This is a genomic window from Flavobacterium sp. B114r (genome assembly GCF_056824125.1).
Genome location: NZ_CP124858.1, coordinates 3,489,252 through 3,507,952, shown reverse-complemented (window position 1 = coordinate 3,507,952; position 18,701 = coordinate 3,489,252). Strand labels below are relative to the sequence as shown.

At 35.6% G+C, this 18,701-nt stretch carries 15 protein-coding genes; 9 read left to right on the top strand and 6 right to left on the bottom strand.

What is annotated here, in order from left to right; all coding sequences use genetic code 11:
• Nucleotides 1–4: 4 nt before the first annotated feature.
• The gene (pdxR, locus tag QLQ94_RS15010) at nucleotides 5–1,474 is read right to left on the bottom strand and encodes a MocR-like pyridoxine biosynthesis transcription factor PdxR (protein WP_271338455.1); all 1,470 of its coding nucleotides are present in this window, start codon (nucleotides 1,472–1,474) and stop codon (nucleotides 5–7) included.
• A 77-nt stretch (nucleotides 1,475–1,551) separates the two neighbouring features.
• On the opposite strand from pdxR, the gene QLQ94_RS15005 reads away from it, so the two are divergent.
• Together QLQ94_RS15005 and QLQ94_RS15000 are read left to right on the top strand one after the other, a co-directional pair.
• Nucleotides 1,552–1,983, top strand: a complete 432-nt coding sequence (locus QLQ94_RS15005) for a DoxX family protein (protein WP_271338454.1) — start codon at nucleotides 1,552–1,554, stop codon at nucleotides 1,981–1,983.
• A 169-nt stretch (nucleotides 1,984–2,152) separates the two neighbouring features.
• A complete protein-coding gene (locus tag QLQ94_RS15000) occupies nucleotides 2,153–2,368 on the top strand; it encodes a hypothetical protein (RefSeq protein WP_271338453.1) in 216 nt (71 codons plus the stop codon).
• A 14-nt stretch (nucleotides 2,369–2,382) separates the two neighbouring features.
• Here QLQ94_RS15000 and QLQ94_RS14995 read toward each other — a convergent pair whose 3' ends face one another.
• A complete protein-coding gene (locus tag QLQ94_RS14995; protein ID WP_482497628.1) occupies nucleotides 2,383–4,095 on the bottom strand; it encodes an IS1182 family transposase in 1,713 nt (570 codons plus the stop codon).
• A gap of 521 nt (nucleotides 4,096–4,616) precedes the next feature.
• Between QLQ94_RS14995 and QLQ94_RS14990 the strand changes: the two genes are divergently transcribed.
• Together QLQ94_RS14990 and QLQ94_RS14985 are read left to right on the top strand one after the other, a co-directional pair.
• Complete coding sequence (locus QLQ94_RS14990) at nucleotides 4,617–5,453, top strand: sulfite exporter TauE/SafE family protein (RefSeq protein WP_213301320.1); 837 nt, start codon at nucleotides 4,617–4,619, stop codon at nucleotides 5,451–5,453.
• A 4-nt stretch (nucleotides 5,454–5,457) separates the two neighbouring features.
• On the top strand, nucleotides 5,458–5,847 hold the full coding sequence (locus QLQ94_RS14985) for a DUF1634 domain-containing protein (protein WP_271337108.1): 390 nt from the start codon (nucleotides 5,458–5,460) through the stop codon (nucleotides 5,845–5,847).
• Nucleotides 5,848–5,991: 144 nt separating this feature from the next.
• Here the strand turns inward: QLQ94_RS14985 and QLQ94_RS14980 are convergent, their stop codons facing one another.
• Complete coding sequence (locus tag QLQ94_RS14980; protein ID WP_427402946.1) at nucleotides 5,992–7,407, bottom strand: aminotransferase-like domain-containing protein; 1,416 nt, start codon at nucleotides 7,405–7,407, stop codon at nucleotides 5,992–5,994.
• Between the two features lie 63 nt (nucleotides 7,408–7,470).
• On the bottom strand, nucleotides 7,471–7,863 hold the full coding sequence (locus QLQ94_RS14975; RefSeq protein ID WP_271337110.1) for a hypothetical protein: 393 nt from the start codon (nucleotides 7,861–7,863) through the stop codon (nucleotides 7,471–7,473).
• Nucleotides 7,864–8,087: 224 nt separating this feature from the next.
• Between QLQ94_RS14975 and QLQ94_RS14970 the strand changes: the two genes are divergently transcribed.
• Complete coding sequence (locus tag QLQ94_RS14970) at nucleotides 8,088–9,608, top strand: MBL fold metallo-hydrolase (RefSeq protein ID WP_482497625.1); 1,521 nt, start codon at nucleotides 8,088–8,090, stop codon at nucleotides 9,606–9,608.
• A gap of 74 nt (nucleotides 9,609–9,682) precedes the next feature.
• Nucleotides 9,683–10,705, top strand: a complete 1,023-nt coding sequence (locus QLQ94_RS14965; protein ID WP_271337146.1) for an LLM class flavin-dependent oxidoreductase — start codon at nucleotides 9,683–9,685, stop codon at nucleotides 10,703–10,705.
• A gap of 257 nt (nucleotides 10,706–10,962) precedes the next feature.
• Here QLQ94_RS14965 and QLQ94_RS14960 read toward each other — a convergent pair whose 3' ends face one another.
• A complete protein-coding gene (locus tag QLQ94_RS14960; RefSeq protein WP_482497623.1) occupies nucleotides 10,963–13,377 on the bottom strand; it encodes a TonB-dependent siderophore receptor in 2,415 nt (804 codons plus the stop codon).
• Nucleotides 13,378–13,578: 201 nt separating this feature from the next.
• Here QLQ94_RS14960 and QLQ94_RS14955 point away from each other — a divergent pair, with 201 nt between their 5' ends.
• Nucleotides 13,579–14,859 (top strand): acetyl-CoA C-acetyltransferase, encoded by a 1,281-nt coding sequence (locus QLQ94_RS14955; RefSeq protein WP_271337113.1) that lies wholly within the window; start codon nucleotides 13,579–13,581, stop codon nucleotides 14,857–14,859.
• A gap of 459 nt (nucleotides 14,860–15,318) precedes the next feature.
• Here QLQ94_RS14955 and QLQ94_RS14950 read toward each other — a convergent pair whose 3' ends face one another.
• Nucleotides 15,319–15,930 carry an FMN-dependent NADH-azoreductase gene (locus QLQ94_RS14950; RefSeq protein ID WP_482497621.1) on the bottom strand — a complete coding sequence of 204 codons (612 nt, stop codon included), beginning with the start codon at nucleotides 15,928–15,930 and terminating at the stop codon, nucleotides 15,319–15,321.
• A gap of 176 nt (nucleotides 15,931–16,106) precedes the next feature.
• Between QLQ94_RS14950 and QLQ94_RS14945 the strand changes: the two genes are divergently transcribed.
• Together QLQ94_RS14945 and QLQ94_RS14940 are read left to right on the top strand one after the other, a co-directional pair.
• On the top strand, nucleotides 16,107–16,481 hold the full coding sequence (locus tag QLQ94_RS14945) for a winged helix-turn-helix transcriptional regulator (RefSeq protein ID WP_271337115.1): 375 nt from the start codon (nucleotides 16,107–16,109) through the stop codon (nucleotides 16,479–16,481).
• A 299-nt stretch (nucleotides 16,482–16,780) separates the two neighbouring features.
• Entirely contained in the window at nucleotides 16,781–18,691 is a 1,911-nt protein-coding gene (locus QLQ94_RS14940) for a fumarate reductase/succinate dehydrogenase flavoprotein subunit (protein ID WP_271337116.1), read from the top strand.
• Nucleotides 18,692–18,701 lie beyond the last annotated feature (10 nt).

The following is an 18,701-nucleotide window of genomic DNA, read 5'->3' as shown; positions in this document are numbered from 1 at the left end:
ACTTTTACTGCAAAATCTTTTTTAGAATTCCCAAAGCCTTTTCGATTTCATTTTCATCCAGCGAAGCAAATCCCATTCGTTGCCCGTTTGATGAAAAAGCTTCATTTTTATAAAAATTGCCGTTTCCTATATAAAGACCATTTTTCGAAGCTTCATCAGACATTTTAATCAAATTGATCCTTTCATTAAAATTGGCCCAAACTGCCAGTCCGCCTTCCGGAGTTCTAAATTCTATTTCATCTTTAAAATCAGTTTTCAGGATTTCGCAAAAGTGATTTCTGCGCTGTTTGTATATTTTCAATGATTTTCTAAAATGCCTTTCCATTTCCCCATTTTCAAACATCAGTGCAAAAGCTTCTTCTAAAAGAGTATCGCCCTGCCTGTCTATTAACTTTCGCAAAGACGCAGCAGCTTCAATAAATTTTGCAGGTCCCACCATAAAACCAATTCGCAAAGCAGGTGCAAAAGTTTTAGAAATAGAGCCAATATAAATCACATTCTGGTTATGATCGATACTTGCCAGAGGCAAATAAGGCTTGTTATCATAATGAAAATCAAAATCATAATCGTCTTCAATAATAGCAAAGCGAAATTCTTTTGCCAGATGTAAGAGTTTTAACCGGCGCTCCATAGTCATTGTTACACCAGTTGGGCAATGATGATGCGGAATTATATATACTACTTTTATCTTTTTGTGCTTCAGGATTTCTTCCAGATAATCAACGTCCATTCCGTTACAATCCACAGGAATTCTTTCTAAGTTAGCACCAGCATATTTAAAAGTATCATCTGCAGAAAAAAAATTAGAGTTTCCAACCGCAATTGTATCATTCGGATTCAGCAGCAATTGTGCCGCCAGATAAATCCCCATTTGACTTCCTTTTGTAATAATAATATTATCGGGCAAAACCGTCAAACCTCTGGTATTGGAAAGATAACTGCTAATTGCAATTCGCAGATTTTCAGATCCCATCGTGCTGCCATATTTCAGAAAGTTTTTTCCGTAAAATTTTCTCGACAAACTTCGATATTCGCGCATTAGCTGATCTATAGGCGCCAAACGAACATCCGGAAAACCGTCATCCATCACAATTGGCTGTTTGTGATTGCTCCTGCCTGAATGAATAATTTCAGTGCCCAATTTATTCGTCCACTCAAAACCTATCTGAGATTTAATACTTTTAATAGATTCCGGAGCAGTAGTTCTAATAATTAAAGGCAATTTTGAGAGTACAAAGATCCCCTTTCTATCGACAGATTCAGCCCATCCCTGACTCATTAATTCTTCATAGGCCAGTTTTACCGTGTTTCTGTTTACACCAATTAGTTCGGCCAGAATTCGCGAACTGGGCAATGCATCAGACGATTTTAAGGTTCCGTTGGTAATCAGCGAGATAAAAATATTACACACTTGTATATAAAGTGTTACCGAAGATTCGCGGTCAATTTGTATTAGAGATTTATAGGGTAACATCTGGGCTGTGGTTTTTATAAAAATTGGTACACAAAGTTACCCAACATCTTTATACTTTTACATAAAAATTTATCCAAATGAAAAATATAACAATACCACAAGCGGGTTTAATACTACGAGTTGTTTTAGGAATCACAATGTTATCTGCAGTTGCAGATCGCTTTGGACTTTGGGGCGCTCCCGGTGCACCGGGAATTGCATGGGGAAACTGGGAAAACTTTATCGCTTATACGCAAACCTTAAATTCTTTTGCCAGCAAATCTGTAGCCGGAATATTGGGCGCAATAGCCACTATCTGCGAAATCGGATTTGGTATATCTTTAATCATCGGATTCAAAACGCGACTTGTAGCTTTGGGAACATCAGGTTTAATGTTACTTTTTGCGATTAGCATGGCGATTTCAGTTTCGGTAAAAGCACCATTTGATTATTCTGTATTAACAAGTGCCGCAGCAGCTTTATTGCTTTCTGCCATTGACAAAACTTTATTTGCAGTTGACAATAAATAGAATCCCTTCTTTTCATAAAAAGTTTTGTCTCATTTAAACAAAGAGAAAAACAGATTTAAAATCCTAATAATGAATATTTTATAAATTAAAAGAACAAATCATGTAAGTGATTGAAATCCTGAAGGTTTAAATTTGAAATAATTAAATTATTAACGAAATAAATAAAATTATGAAAACATCATTCAAATCAAAAATGGCATTTCTTTTTATTTTAATCGGACTTTCATTTTCATGCAAGAAAAATGACACGATTCCAGCCGATAGTACTTATGTTGATTCAACAGAAACAGCCGTTGATAGTGTAGATGCCACTGTAGATACTACATCTGCAATTGTTGATACAGCAACTGTAAAAAGAGACACAGCCACGAAAACTAAAAAATAGATTGTGATTCTAATTCAGGAATGGTAATCCTTATTTTTATAAAGAGGTTGTCTGAAAAGACGACCTCTTTCTTTTATTATACTAGTAGATTTACAGAGTGTTTCTTGAAAAATGTAAATTTGGGCTAAAATGGGGTCTTCTATAAACTTTTCTAAAGCTTCTACGAGATCAAAAATGAGGTTAAAATTGCCCAAACGGATTTTAGCGATCCATTTAGAAAAGTTGTGAGCAATAGCAATCAGGCCAAATTCAGTATTTACTGTGGCTGTTTTGGTAAGTGTAAATCTTTTAAATCCTTTGTTTTGCTTGATGTTACCAAAAACCGGCTCTGGTTCAATACATCTTTTACTATAAATTTCCCTGCCCAATTCACTTTCTAAATTCTCTCTTGCCTTGAATTTCAGTCTTTGAAGATTGTGATTAATTTCTATCCGTCTGTTCCCCTTAGCTTTAAAGCATTGCCCCCGCAGAGGACATCCTGCGCAATTTAAAGCCTCATATACCGAATGATACTGTTCAAAACCAGTTGTAGTTTTTGATTTCTTAGTAAAGATACGAGGCATTTGCTGCCCCATTGGACAAACCAAAAAGTCTTGCTCATTATTATGAAACAGGTTTTGTGCGTGGAATAAATTGTTTTTATGCTTACGGGTCTCTTCGATACGGTACATGTTGTAGGGAACAAAAAAATCAATTTCTTTGTCTTCAAGGAGTTGATAATTTTCCTCACTTCCATAGCCCGCATCGGCTATAACTTTTGCAGATTGTTTGCCGTAGTTGCTTTTGAATCCTTCTAAGTGAGTCTTTAATGTGGTAAAATCAGTAGAAGTCTGGTGGGTGGAGTAATGTGTAATAATTTGATTTTCTGTAGAAATCTGAATATTATAACCCGCTTTTAATTGTCCGTTGCCCATATGATCTTCTTTCATGCGCATAAAAGTAGCATCGGTATCGGTTTTCGAATAACTGTTTCTATCCCCCAGAATTTCGAGATGTTTCTCATATTCTTTAAGTTTTACAAGCTGTTCTTTCTCGAGTTTTTGAAGTGATTTGTTCTGCTGTTTACTCAGCTTCTGCTTTTTTTCACTTTGGTTGATCTCGTGTATTTTTTCTTCTAATTTCTTACTATCTACCTTGGTATCAGTTTGGTTATCAGTATGCATAATGTCTGACTCGATAGCCTGACCAATATCTGCCAGAACAGCATCGATTTTTCCCTGAAGCCTGTCTTTATGTTTTTCAACTGCTTTCTTCCACACAAAGCTGTATTTATGTGCGTTGGCTTCTATTTTAGTACCATCAATAAATTGTCTCTCCAGGCTAATGAGCTCTAAATCTACCATCATCAGAACGACCTGGCTGAAAAGTTTTTCGATATTCCCTTTTAATTTTTTTCCTCTAAAGTCATTGATAGTTCTAAAATCCGGCTGAAGTCCTCCCGAGAGCCACATAAAATATATATTCTCCTTCACGGCTCTAGCCAGCTTTCGGCTGGAATAGGTATTATTGAGATATCCGTAAAACAATATTTTCAATAACATCTTAGGATGGTAGCTGGATCTTCCACCGCCTTTAAACTGTGATATAATCTCGGAAATTTCCAACTGTTCAACAACACTGTCTATTAATCGGGCAGAATGATTCTCTGGGATCAGATCATTTAAATTCAATGGAAAAAGATCTTGCTGGTGAACCGAATGAGGCTTAAAAACTGGCTGCATAATCATTGATTTTAGTACTTAAATATAAGAAAAATCAATGTGTAAAACAAAAAAAAACTGCCCGAAATTACTTTTCGGACAGCCTCTTTTTATGGGCTTAATTTGCAGATAACTTTGTAAACAACACAAATAAAACCTGAGTCAAAATAAAAAAACCAGAGTATCTGGAACTTCATTAAGAGCAAAACCAATTTTATATAGTTTGTTACCAAATAAATATAAGACACTTAAAAACTATATATAGTCCTTACAGGAGATTTCTCTTGGGTACTATATACAACGCTTTCTATTCAGGAAATCAGCTTTCTTTCTGGGTACCAATGTGTCGAATTTTAGTATTGCTGTAAAGGATTTTTGGTCATCTGCCTACTAAAATGAGGTTGAAGGTTCAGGAAAGAAAATCACTTTATTAAGAAACCAAAATCTTACCAAAATAACGTTTTCGCTTTTTTAAGCTTTATTTAAGCTCCTAAAATCTTCCCGAATAAATATCAATTCGTAAATTAGCACCAACAAAATTTATCCGAATGACAGTACTTACATTTACCCTGATTATGATTCTTGGTGCTTTTTTAGCAGGTTTTATTGGTTCATTATCAGGTCTAGGCGGCGGAATTATCATAATTCCCCTTTTAACAGTCATTCTTGGCGTTGATATTCATTATGCAATTGGTGCGGCTTTAGTTTCTGTAATCGCAACTTCCTCAGGTTCAGCTGCAGCATACGTCAGGGAAGGAATCACAAATATGCGACTGGGTATCTTTCTCGAAATTGCCACAACTATAGGAGCTGTTTGCGGAGCTTTACTTTCTACCATTGCTCCTACTTCATTCATTGCTGTATTATTTGGACTTACCTTAATTTTCTCGGCTATAAATTCGCTTCGAAAAAAAGAAGAACATATTGTTTTGGAATCATCTCCTTTAGCCAAAAAACTTCGATTAGCAGGAACTTATCCTTCGCACGACGGAGAGGTTATTAGCTACGGAACCAAAAATGTTATTGGTGGATTCAGCATGATGGGAATCGCAGGAATGATGTCAGGATTACTCGGTATTGGTTCCGGTGCTTTTAAAGTTATTGCGATGGACAATATTATGAGAATCCCGTTTAAGGTTTCTACTACAACCAGTAATTTTATGATGGGTGTTACAGCAATGGCAAGTTCTGTAATCTATATTCAAAAAGGATATATCGAACCGGGAATTTGTATGCCGGTTGTTATTGGTGTTTTGTTTGGCGCTATGGCCGGAGCAAAAGTACTGGTAAAAACAAATCCTAAAAAACTAAGAATCTTTTTTGCATGCCTAATTTTTGTGCTTGCTGTTAACATGATATATAACGGACTTAATGGAAAAATCTAAAGCTATGCAACACGAAAAATTTGGTGAAAAAGATTTTCAAACCATCATTGGTAATTTATTGCGCTACGGTGTCTGGATCTCATTATCTGTTGCTTTTATTGGCGGAATTGTGTACTTAATGGGACATAGCAACGATATCGAAAACTATTCTGTTTTTAAAGAAAATGACCGCAATATCTTCGAAGTAATTTCAGCTATATATAATGGTGCGATTCAGGGAAATGGAGAATCTTTAATATTCGTTGGGATTATTTTACTTTTTCTAACGCCTGTATTGCGTGTTTTACTATCCTTATTTTCTTTTCTTTTAGAGAAAGATTATCTCTATGTAGTAATTACACTAATCGTTATTGTGATTATCCTGATAAGTGTTTCCTTTGGGTTTTCGCATTAAAAAAATAATAAGATTTCATCTTCAAACAATTATAAACTGTTCCTTATAGCTATACAATACACAGAAACATAGATTTTGTCTTTAAAAAAATCTATGTTTCTTTGCTTTTAAGAAAAATTTACATTGTATAAAATACAATGCGATTTAAAGATTGTTTTTTACCAGTTGCCCTAAACGTTTTAGATCAAGTTCTACTTTTTCTTTCCATTCTAAACCAAAATTAAGACGCATACAATTGTTATATTGATCGTGTTGCGTAAAAATTTTGCCTGGAGCGAAACCTATTTTCTGATTGATTGCTTTATCATATAAAACTGCTGTATCGATCTTTTTATCTAATTCCAACCAAAGAAAAGAACCACCTTGTGGTTGCGAAATCTTAGTATTTTCAGGAAAATGGTCTTCAATCGTACGCTGAAAATGAAGTGAATTAGTATACAATGTACTTCTGAAATTTCGTAAATGGTGATCGTATCTGCCATGTTCCAAAAAATCAGCAATAACTTCCTGATATAAAGAAGGCAAACAAATTGTCTGAGCTAATTTTTGCTTAATAATTTTATCTTTAAATTTTCCCGGTGCAACCCATCCCACACGATATCCCGGTGCAAGAGTTTTAGATACTGATCCGCACCACATTACGATACCGGCTTCGTCATAATATTTACAGGGTTTAGGCCTTGTTGCACCAAAGTACAAGTTGCCATACAAATCATCTTCAATTAAAGGAATATTATGATACGTCAGCATTTTTACCAGTTCCATTTTATTTTCATCCGGCATCAGACTTCCCAAAGGATTACTGAAATTACTCATGAAGCAGCAAACATCAATTTTATGAATAACCTTTTTTAAAGCTTCTAAATCTACACCCGTTGTAGGATGCGTAGGCAATTCGATAATATTAAGTCCCATATTTTGTGCAATCTGAATGATTCCAAAATAAACCGGACTTTCTATCGCAATCGTGTCCCCTCTTTTAGTAACTGCAAGCAAACAATTGTAAATAGCGTTCATCGCGCCCAAAGTTGTTACAAGATCATCTTCTGTAAGTTTTCCTTCTAATACAAGAGCCCATTTTGCAACATTTCGTCTCAAATTTACATTTCCCTGAACCGGTTCATAACTGGTACCGCTTTCTTCCAGATTTCGTACCACTTTCATAAGTCCCTTATTGAGTTTTGCAATAGGCAACAAACTCGGGTCAGGAACTCCTATCGAAAATCTCGTGACGCTTTTATCTTTCAAACTCTCAAAAACCTTCGTAATCAAATCATCAGAGGTAATTTGTTTTCCTGATAATTTGAACTTGTTCATAGTAGGAATCGATAACTTTCTGTTTGATGTTTTACTGATATAAAAACCAGATTTTGGTCGTGACTCAATCAACGATTTACTTTCTAATTCTAAAAATGCCTGTTTTATAGTATTCAGACTTACATTATGCAGTTTTTGCAAAGCACGAATCGACGGAAGTTTATCTCCTATTTTTAAAGTTTCAGAGAAAATTTGTTCCTGAATAGTATTTGCGATTTTTAAATATAAAATCTCTTTAGCCATTTTTTTTAAGCTTTATCTGTACCTGATAAATTTACAAAAATTTAATCTGTATCCTTTATAATATTAATTACAATAATTCAACCAATTGAATAATCTTTGCGTCGCATTTTGAAGTTTTATATTTCGAAATTCCGGATCTTTAAAAGTCGTATTAAAAGTATTTTCCGCATGAAACTTTAAATCCTTTTCTACTTCGATACTATAAAAATCCTTTTCCCAATAGGAATTTATTTCAGTTTCTCCCACTTTATTAATTACAACAAAAGCATAACCAACTACACGGTTTTCAAAAGAAGCGACGCTCAAAGGAAGCCCAAAATTATTTTCTAATTGCAAGGATCTTGCTTCAGAATTAACAGTATCATTAATTTTATTTTGATACATATTTACAATTGATTTTAAAGACGATATATTGATCTGATCAAACTGAATGTTGGTGGTATTATTAGTTTTCATCTTTATACTTATTTAATTTTTTAACAAAATTAATGGGTAAAAGAGATGAGACACAGATACAAAAATCATTTAATTTAAGGGTACAGTTTCCTATTGTGTATATTTTTTAAGAACCTGAAATTACATATTTGCAAATAGTACATAATCCTTTACATATGTAAATGCAAGGGTTCTTTTATCATTGTTATTTTGTCTAATAATTTTAAAATTAAAATGACAAAAAGATGAAACGATTATTTAAGTTCTTAAAAAAAAGCCCGGATAGGATCGCAATTGCTGCAAGCGCGATTGGAATTCTTTTATATTTATTTTTAATCCCAATTTGGAACAATCAGGGTTCTGAAATAGCAAAATTTATGGCTGAAGATGCAGTGCCGGATCAACCCGTAAAGTATGGGCATTATTTTGTAATTATTTATTTTTCTTTACTGATAGCAATTTGGAGCAGTCGTTTTGTTCGTCAACAATTTTTTAAAAATGGTGCAATACTATTTATTGCGATTGCTTTAAGTGGCAATGTATTAATTTATTGGACAAGCGAATATTTAACGATTTACGCCCGAAAAATATTCTTTGATTATATTGAAGTTCCGGCAATAGTAATTTTACTTCTATTCTTTACTTTGATGGTCTATAAATCAAAAGAACAAAGTTCTTCAAACTTTAAAAAATACTTTTATTTGGTTCCAATACCATTAACCTTATTCTTTCTAATTCTGTGTCAAGACATTCCGCTTGCTGCTGTAATAACACTTCTTATTTGTATTTTGATATTAAGTTCGAATAATCAGCAAACTGAAAAAACTGATTCTAAAACCAAATGGTATTCTATCACTGTAAAAATAATTGCAATTGTTTTGATTCTTATTTCGTTTGCAATTTCGTTTGCAATCAAATACCAGCCAACAAATATTGTAGGCGAAAATCCGGAGATTCAAAATGAAGATTTTGCTAAAAATTCCGGTATCGAATTGTATGTTTTTAATACCGGATTCAACCGAATGGCAAAAGCATTGAGTCCTACTTACAAAAAATGGAGGCCCTGCCCTATCTATCTGATTAAACATCCTAAGTTTGGTTATATTTTATTTGATTCCGGAATATCAGAAAAAGTAGCTCTTGAAGGTCAAAGTGGTTTAGGATTTCCAATGTCTTTTTTGTTTGAAAGTAAATCAAAACCAGAAATGCTGTCTTTTAATCAGCTGAAAAGGTTTGGTGTAAATCCTGATGAAATTAAATATCTGGCTATTTCGCATCTTCATGATGACCATATAGGAACTGTTGATGCTTTTAAAAATGCGCAATTGATCATGAATGGCGAATCAAAACCAAAAGAAGGAAGTCTTCCTGAATTTAAAGCTGCTTCCGCGTTCAAAGAAAGTGCCTCGGTAGTAGGAAAGTCGTACGATTTGTTTGGTGACGGAACCCTGCAATTAATAGAAAAACCGGGACATACAGATAGTGATTTAATGATTCTTGTAAATTTAGACAAAGGTCCTGTTTTACTAACAGGAGATGCGGTTGTACATGCTGACTGGCTTCAATCGACTGATGTTGAAAGATTGCCAACCCAACCTGAAAAAGCGGCACAAAACAGAAATAATATTAGAAATCTGGAACTAAAAAGTCCTGAATTAATTGTATTTCCGGGTCATGATATGCCTGTAATCCAAAAAAACAGAACCGATATTTTTCTAGTGAATCCATTATTCTTCACCACTGCCTATTTGAATATTAAAAACTAAACTCGCGTTGCATTTACTGAATTAGATTTTATTTAAGAAAGAGCAAAAATAAAATTTAATATCTTTACTATATGATAGAAATAGGGATTGACAGTTTTGCTTCGGCGATGTACGGAGACAACAACACTTTGAGTAGTGTCGATGCGATGGAACAATTACTGCAAAGAATTGAGCTGGCAGATCAAGCCGGACTTGACGTTTTTGGAATTGGAGAACATCATAAAAAAGAGTTTTTAGATTCGGCTACGGTCGTTATTTTAAGCGCTGCCGCAGCACGAACCAAGCGTATTCGATTATCGAGTGCCGTTTCGGTTTTAAGCGCTGCTGATCCTGTCAGGGTATATCAAAGTTTTGCTACACTCGACCTGATTTCGAAAGGAAGGGCTGAAATTGTTGTAGGCCGTGGATCTTCTATTGAAGCATATCCCCTTTTCGGATTTAATCTGAATGATTATGATGCCCTTTTTAGTGAAAAATTAGATCTGCTATTACAAATTAGAGACAATGAATTTGTAACCTGGTCAGGGAAATTTCGTCCGGCTTTAAACAATCTCCCAATATACCCAAGAGCATTACAGGAAAAACTCCCTATCTGGTTAGGCGTTGGCGGAACTCCTGAATCCTTCGTTCGCGCAGGATCTTTAGGCTTGCCTTTGATGGTTGCCGTTATTGGCGGACAAACACATCGTTTTAAACCATTAGTCGATCTGTATCGTGAAGCCGGAAAAGCTGCTGGTTACCAACCCGAAGAACTTAAAGTAGGTTTGCATTCACCAGGTTTTGTAGGAAGCACAACTCAAAAAGCGATAGAAGAATATTATCCGGGATATGCAGAACTTTGGACTAAATTAGGCAGGGAACGTGGTTGGCCACCGGTAACAAAGGACAAGTTTGACGGGCTTATCGATGATCAGGGTGTTCTTGTTGTTGGTGATCCGGAACGAATTGCTGAGAAAATTTTACGCCACAGTGAATCTCTTGGCGGAATTTCGAGATTTACATTCCAAATGGATAATGCAGGATTAACGCACACTCAGTTAATGAATGCTATAGAACTTATAGGCTCAAAAGTAATCCCGTTGATTCATCAAGGATAAAATACGCGAATTTAGCCCACGGATGATGCGGGTTAAATGGATTAACACGGATTTTTAAAATTTTCTAATAAAAAACCTGCAAATACCAGTTTAATCCGTTAAAATCCGCCGGCTAAAAACTCAGTAAAAAAAGGATTTTAACCTTAAATAAAAAAGCATCCGCCATATCGACGGATGCTTTTTTTTGACCTACAAATTACTACAATAAAAAACCAGTAAAAACCGTTTATATCTGCGTCATCTGGGGTATAAAACAATTAGAATTTATACGTTACACCTACTCTAAAATTTATAGGTTGTTCTGTTTGCCAGTAATATGATTTAAGAAAAGTAGCATAAGAACCGCTGTAAAGATATTCGTTTAAGATATTAAATACGTTTGCAGTAATTTTGAACTTTTTAGTATCATAAGATAAACCTCCGTCTAATTTAAAATAATTTGGTAATTTTTCAAGACCTGTACCCCAGTTATCTGTTAGACGCCCTGCAAGATAAGTCCCTCCAATAGAAGCGCCAAAACCTTTGAAAGTACCGTATTGAATACTATAATTCAACCATGCATTTGCTGTATGTTTAGCATATCCGGGAACTATATCGCCTTTATATATTTTACTGGTCTCAGAAACTAAAGGATCAATTTCTAACACCACAGATTCTGTAAAAGCATAATTAGCAATTATATTAAGGCCGTCAAAAATCTTTCCTCGCAAATCAAGTTCAACACCTCTTGCTCTTTTTTCGCCTAAAACCACACTATACATTTGTCCGGGCTGGTTTAGAGGATCAGATGTAAGTTCGTTTTGTTTTAAGATACTGTAAGCAGAAAATGTAGTACTCCAGGCTCCGTCAAACCAATCTTTTTTAATACCTAATTCCGTATTATTACCAGTAAGAGGTTTTACTTTTTCTCCACTTAAAATCACACCGGATTGTGGTATAAAAGCCTGATCGTATAATCCGTAAACAGCAAAACTATCTGTAATAGAATAACTTAAACCTACACGTGGCGTAATATGGCTGTCTGCTATTGCAGGATCACCCCAACTCGCCTGACTAATCCAGGTATATCTTGCAGCAAGAGTCAATCTTAATTTGTTTTCGAAAAAACCAAGTTCATCCTGAATATATCCTGCAGCATAATTCGTATTCATTAAACCACCGGCAGCTTTTGCTCTTATAGAAAGTGGTGTTGTATGGTCAAAATTAGGCAATCCATTAGATGGTGTTCCGTAATTTGGGTTGTATAAATCAAATGGACTGTCTACGGTATCAAGATTATGTCCTTGTCCCCAATCTGCCATATAATCTTTGCTTCCTAAATCTACACCCGCCAATATTTTATGAGTAACTGATCCGGTATTGAATTTTCCGTTCAAAAATATTTGACCTAAATACATATTACTATCTGCATCCCAAATACCAACTCTTCTAATCACTTTTCCTTTTGCGATATTATCATCCGGACCCACTGCGCTTGGCCATGAACTATATCCTTCTTGCAGATACTTAAAATAAGACGTTTGTGCCGTCAATTTCCAGTTATCATCAAACTTATGCTCAAAAGTCAAGTATCCGCTGTGATCCTGTATATTCGTATCCGGCAATCCTGGCTGCGTCATCGTAAATCCAACAGGCAATGTTGCATATCCGTCAGATCCGGGACCAAATACGTAGAAAGAACCAATCTCAGTCATATTAGCATACTGAAAATTATATTCAGCCGTAATTTTTGTTTTGTCATCAAATTGGTAACTGATCACAGGAGCAATTACATAACGGTCATTGTGTTCAAAAGGGCGATGTGAACCTTTTTTCTGTGCTGCCGCATTAAAACGGTACAATAATTTCCCTTTTTTATCCAGTTTCCCGTCAAGATCAACACTTGCTCTGTAAAAGTCATAACTTCCTGCCATCACAGTAGCTTCACCTTTAGTAATTCCCGTTGGTTTTTTAGTCACCACATTATAAAGTCCGCTTGAATCCCCACTTGAAAGCATGAATCCTGCCGGTCCTTTTACAAACTCGATATGATCTACAAAACTCATATCTTCAGTAAGAGGTCCCCAAAAAGATGAAACCACATTAAAACCATTACGGAAAGCCTGAATTTGAGAACCACGCATTTTAATATTCGTATACAAATCTCCCCAATGCTCTGAACGTACCGCACCACTCACGTTTCTGATCACACCGTCACTCATACTAATAATTTGTTGGTCTTTCAAAGTCTGAGCACTAACAATCTGGATGTTCTGAGGAATCTCAAGGATAGGAGTCTGAAGACGCAATGACAACGAAGGCTTATCTTGCTTGTACTTGTTTTTGGTAATCACCACTTCATCAAGATCTTCCTGGCTTTCAGAAAGCATAAAGTTTTTAATTGTAGTTTGTTTCGCTGTAACCGTAATCCTATCCTCGACTGGATGAATCCCTACAGCACTAATACTAATGATATAACTCGCGGTTTTAACATTTTTAATCTCATATTGTCCATGTTCATTTGTAATTGCGGTATATTTTGTTCCTTTAAGAACGACAGAAACATTCTCTGCAGATACGTTACCGCTTAAAGAGACTTTTCCCGTTATTTTTCCCAGTTCCTGGCTCATCATAGATAGTGAACTTAAAAACATCAGGCTAAATAAAACTTTTTTTATGGTCATGTTATTCATTTTATTTGGTTTTGATTTCGCTGGCAAAAGTAATAGCTAAAAACCTGTAATCCAAATTATTTTTAATCATTCTAAATAAATATAACATTTAATATTAATTATGATAAACATCCTAAAAAAATAAAATATCATCATCTGAAAATATCTAATTACAAAAGTCTGCTTATCTTTAAGTCTAAAATCTTTCGAAAACAACTAGTTATGAACAATACCACCACAATTAGAAAAGTTGCCATCGTTGGCTATAATCGGATTCCGTTTGCGAGAGCCAATACCGCATATGCCGAAGTTGGAAATACAGAAATGATGACTGCTGCCTTAAACGGCCTGATAAACAAATACAATCTAACAGGAAAATTATTAGGCGAAGTTGCCGGAGGAGCTGTAATCAAACATACTTATGACAGTAATTTGATTAGGGAATGTGTTATGAAAACGTCTCTTGATCCGGCAACTCCTGCGTGTGATTTGCAACAAGCTTGTGACACCGGAATAGAAAGCGCTATATATATTGCCAATAAAATTGCTCTTGGACAAATAGAATCCGGAATTGCCGGCGGTGTCGATTCAATAAGTGATATGCCAATTGCCGTGAGCGAAAAACTGAGAAAGATTTTGCTCAATGCCAGAAAAGCAAAATCATTGGGCGAGAAAATAAAACTATTTCTAAAATTACGTCCAAAAGATCTGACGCCTTTAGTTCCGCGTAACGAAGAATCCCAAACCGGACTTTCGATGGGAGGACATACAGAAATTACGGCAAAACATTATAAAATCTCTCGCGAAGATCAGGATAACTTAGCGCTAAAAAGTCATTTGAACATGGCAAAAGCTTATGATGAAGGTTTTTTTGATGATATGATTACTCCTTTTAACGGACTTGACAAAGATAATAATCTTAGAAAAGACAGCACTCTTGAAAAATTAGCTAAATTAAATCCTGCCTTCGACAAAACAAACGGCACACTTACCGCCGGAAATTCAACGCCACTTACAGATGGTGCCTCATGTATACTTTTGGCAAGCGAAGAATGGGCAAAAGAAAATAATCTCCCTGTTTTGGCTTATATTACTTTTGCCGAAGTTGCAGCTATAGAATACGTCAAAAATCAGCAAAACCTCTTGTTAGCGCCACTATTTGCTGCAAGCAGAATGCTCGATAAAGCAGGATTGACTTTGCAGGATTTTGATTATTATGAAATTCACGAAGCTTTTGCCGCTCAGGTTTTAGCCACCTTAAAAATTTGGGAAAGTCCGGAATTAAGCACACAATTGGGCTTAAAGAAAGCCTTAGGGGCAATTGACAGGGAAAAATTAAACGTAAAAGGAAGCAGTTTAGCCGCAGCACATCCATTTGCCGCTACCGGAGGAAGAATAATTGGTGTTATGGCAAAATTATTAAACCAAAAAGGCTCAGGAAGAGGATTTATATCCATTTGCGCTGCCGGTGGACAAGGAATTACAATGATTATTGAGAAATAATAATTAAACGCAATTCTTAACTACATCAAACCAAATAGGTTTATTATGCGCAACTATCTTTGTCAAAATTTAAAAACTTTGACAAAGATTCAACGATCAAAATTCTCGTTTTAAGACAAACTAGACAGGTTTCAAAACCTTTCGGGTTTACTAATCTGATGTAATTTATATTAAGTCCCGGCGGGACGATATAATTATAGAAAATTAAAAATTCATACAATAGAACCCAACGGGGTGGTATATTAAGTTGTCAATAAAAATGGCTATATCGCTCCTCTGGAGCTTTATTTCAATAACCTGTTCTCAATATCTATAAATATGTCGCTCCTATGGAGCTGGCTATAAATGTTTATCTTATTTTAAATCTTAAGATATTTTACGACAAACGTGACAGGTTTCAAAAACCTGTCGCGTTTACTAAATACGAAAATGTCCAACTATCGTACTTTTATTTTCAATTTAAAAAGTGAATTCTTCTACGGCAGCCAAAGCATTTGGCAAGGCGCTTTCTGCAAAATCAGGAATTGCAGTCCCTTCTACCCTAAAAGTCGTTACATCAGTAATTCCTAAAAAACTTAAAACTACACGCAAATACGGTTCCGCAAAATCATAACTTTTATAGGGACCGTCAGAAAATACAGCACCGGACGCAACAGACAAGAATACTTTTTTACCCGTTATCAATCCTTTTGGTCCACTCTCACCATAACTAAAAGTCTTTCCTGGCCTTGCCACCTGATCAATCCATCCTTTTAATAATGCCGGAATTCCAAAATTGTATATAGGAACTCCGATAACGATAATATCAGCTTCCAATAAATCGTTTATAGCTTCATCAGAAAGTTTAACAAAATCTACCTGAGCTTCTGTATACGCTTCTTCAGGAGTATAAAATGCATTAAGCTGCAATTCGTTTAAATAAGGTAAAGGTGTTTTAGAAAGATCAAAAGTTTGTACGTTACTTCCCGGATATTCTCTTGACAATTTTTCCAGAACTGCAGTGGATAATTGGTTACTAAATGAAGCATCTCCTTTGATGCTTGTTACTATATTCAGAATCTTTTTGCTCATTTTATTACTATTTTGTTTTATGATACAAACTTATCTACATTTGCTATCTCTTTTATAGTACTATCCTCAAGGATAGCGCTATCCTTGAGGATAGTATTAGACAAAATGACATTTAAATAAGAGGTTTACACAGATTTTTAAATCAATCTGCGTGAAATCAATTTCAACATCAACTTATGGAAACAAAGAACCAATTCACAAAAAAAGTACGCTGTGGCGAACCAGAGGAATGTCTGGCAGCATTACTGCCTGTAAGGGATGCTCTGGAAGTTTTAAGCGGCAGATGGAAGCTGCCAATTTTGATTGCATTATCAAACAGGCCAAAACGATTTAAGGAAATTTCTAAAGATGTAAACGGAATTACTGATAAAATGCTTTCAAAAGAACTTAAAGATCTTGAGGTAAATAAACTGGTTACCAGAACTGTTTATGACACGTTTCCGCCAACTGTTGAATATGCAAGAACAGAACACAGCCACACTTTATACAATGTTATCGGAGCATTAAATGAATGGGGAACTTTGCACAGAAAAGAAATCATTGGGCATTAGATAATTATGTTCAAATTAAAATCCTGGTTTTTATCCTGAAGGTTTGGGACAGTTGGATTTAATTTTTAACGATAGAGAACCACGGAGTTCGAAATCTATATTCGCTATTATGAAGCCCAGGTTTAAGAAATGATGATTTTGCAGCAACCTGCTTCCTCTTTCAATTTTAAATCTATGCATCTATTTGTTAACTTTTTTTTCATTTATCCTTGAATTTAAAGACATTCACTCTGATTTCATTCATTTTTTTGTAGTAAATTACAGCTTCTTAAGATAAGTTTCATTTTAAACAAACAAAAATGACAGACTCAAAAATACCTGAAGGCCCGCTTGCAGAAAAATGGAATAATTATAAGGCAAAAGCTAAACTTGTAAATCCTGCCAACAGAAAAAAACTGAACATTATAGTTGTAGGAACTGGTCTTGCAGGAGCTTCTTGTGCCGCATCATTGGCTGAACAAGGCTATAATATTCAGTCATTTTGTTTTCAGGATTCTGCAAGAAGAGCACATTCTGTAGCTGCACAAGGTGGAGTCAATGCTGCAAAAAACTACAAAAATGATGGTGACAGCACGTACAGAATGTTTTATGATACTATAAAAGGCGGCGATTTCAGATCTCGTGAAGCAAATGTTTACCGTCTGGCGGAATGCTCTGCCGCTTTAATCGATCATGCTGTTGCTCAGGGTGTTCCTTTTGCCAGGGAATATGCCGGATATCTTAATAACAGGTCGTTTGGTGGTGTTCAGGTTTCAAGAACGTTCTACGCACGTGGACAAACCGGACAACAACTTTTACTGGGTGCTTATCAAGGTTTATTGCGTCAGGTTTCTTTAGGAAAAGTGACTATGCATACACGTCACGAAATGCTGGAATTGGTAGTTATAGACGGGAAAGCTAAAGGTATTATTGCCCGAAATCTTGAAACCGGAGAACTCGAACGTCATATTGCAGATGCTGTGGTTTTAGCTTCAGGAGGTTACGGAAAAGTATATTATCTTTCTACACTTGCCATGGGCTGTAATAGTTCAGCAATTTGGCGGGCACATAAAAAAGGCGCTTATATGGCAGGTGTAAGCTGGATTCAGTTTCACCCTACTTCGCTTCCGCAACATGGAGAAAATCAATCAAAACTTACCTTAATGTCAGAATCGCTTCGTAACGACGGGCGAATTTGGGTGCCAAAAGCCGCCGCAGACGACAGAAACCCAAATACAATTCCTGAAGAAGAAAGAGATTATTATTTAGAACGTAAATATCCTTCTTTTGGCAATCTGGCTCCACGCGATATTTCGTCAAGAGCGGCAAAAGAACAAATTGATGCCGGACATGGCGTTGGACCAATGAAAAATGCTATTTATCTTGATTTTTCGGATGCCATTAAAACCCAGGGAAAAGATAATATTGAAGCTAAATACAGTAATCTTTTTGCGATGTACGAAAAAATTACAGGGATCAATGCTTACAAAGAACCCATGTTAATATCTCCATCGGCACATTTTACAATGGGCGGACTTTGGGTAGATTATGAATTAATGACTACAATTCCGGGTTTATTTGCTTTGGGAGAAGCAAACTTTGCTGATCATGGCGCAAATCGACTGGGTGCCAACTCATTGCTTCAGGCTTGTGTAGATGGCTATTTTATTGCTCCTTACACGATTCCGAATTATCTGGCAGGAGAATTAAATGCTCCTAAAAATACAATTGCCCATCCTGCTTTTGATGAAGCCGAAAAAGCTGTAAGAGCACAATTAGATAAATTCCTGAACAGTAAAGGAACACTTTCAACAGATCACTTTCATAAAAAAATAGGACGATTGCTTTATGAAAAATGTGGACTTTCGAGAAGTAAGGAAAAACTCGAAGAAGCGTTAGATGAAATCAAACTTCTAAAAACTTCTTTTGAAAAAGACTTGCTCATAACAGGAGATGATACTTTAAACAGTGAACTTGAAAAAGCCGGACGCATTGCTGATTATATCGAATTGGCTGCACTAATGTGCCATGACGCTCTGCAAAGAGAAGAATCCTGTGGTGCCCATTTTAGAGAAGAATATCAAACTCCGGATGGTGAGGCTGTTCGAAATGATGCTGATTTTTGTTACGTATCGGCTTGGGAATGGAAAGGCGCTGCACAAAAACCTGAATTACACAAAGAACCGCTCGTATTCGAATCGGTTGAACTGGCAGTTAGAAGTTACAAATAATCAAAAGCTT

What these genes read in the sequence shown, in the direction of transcription:
- QLQ94_RS14945 (WP_271337115.1), top strand. Translation starts at nt 16,107, where the DNA reads ATGGAAACAAAGAACCAATTCACAAAAAAAGTACGCTGTGGCGAACCA.
- QLQ94_RS14950 (WP_482497621.1), bottom strand. Translation starts at nt 15,930, where the DNA reads ATGAGCAAAAAGATTCTGAATATAGTAACAAGCATCAAAGGAGATGCT.
- QLQ94_RS15005 (WP_271338454.1), top strand. Translation starts at nt 1,552, where the DNA reads ATGAAAAATATAACAATACCACAAGCGGGTTTAATACTACGAGTTGTT.
- QLQ94_RS14960 (WP_482497623.1), bottom strand. Translation starts at nt 13,377, where the DNA reads ATGAATAACATGACCATAAAAAAAGTTTTATTTAGCCTGATGTTTTTA.
- QLQ94_RS15000 (WP_271338453.1), top strand. Translation starts at nt 2,153, where the DNA reads ATGAAAACATCATTCAAATCAAAAATGGCATTTCTTTTTATTTTAATC.
- QLQ94_RS14970 (WP_482497625.1), top strand. Translation starts at nt 8,088, where the DNA reads ATGAAACGATTATTTAAGTTCTTAAAAAAAAGCCCGGATAGGATCGCA.
- QLQ94_RS14995 (WP_482497628.1), bottom strand. Translation starts at nt 4,095, where the DNA reads ATGATTATGCAGCCAGTTTTTAAGCCTCATTCGGTTCACCAGCAAGAT.
- QLQ94_RS14975 (WP_271337110.1), bottom strand. Translation starts at nt 7,863, where the DNA reads ATGAAAACTAATAATACCACCAACATTCAGTTTGATCAGATCAATATA.
- QLQ94_RS14955 (WP_271337113.1), top strand. Translation starts at nt 13,579, where the DNA reads ATGAACAATACCACCACAATTAGAAAAGTTGCCATCGTTGGCTATAAT.
- QLQ94_RS14940 (WP_271337116.1), top strand. Translation starts at nt 16,781, where the DNA reads ATGACAGACTCAAAAATACCTGAAGGCCCGCTTGCAGAAAAATGGAAT.
- QLQ94_RS14980 (WP_427402946.1), bottom strand. Translation starts at nt 7,407, where the DNA reads ATGGCTAAAGAGATTTTATATTTAAAAATCGCAAATACTATTCAGGAA.
- QLQ94_RS14985 (WP_271337108.1), top strand. Translation starts at nt 5,458, where the DNA reads ATGCAACACGAAAAATTTGGTGAAAAAGATTTTCAAACCATCATTGGT.
- pdxR (WP_271338455.1), bottom strand. Translation starts at nt 1,474, where the DNA reads ATGTTACCCTATAAATCTCTAATACAAATTGACCGCGAATCTTCGGTA.
- QLQ94_RS14990 (WP_213301320.1), top strand. Translation starts at nt 4,617, where the DNA reads ATGACAGTACTTACATTTACCCTGATTATGATTCTTGGTGCTTTTTTA.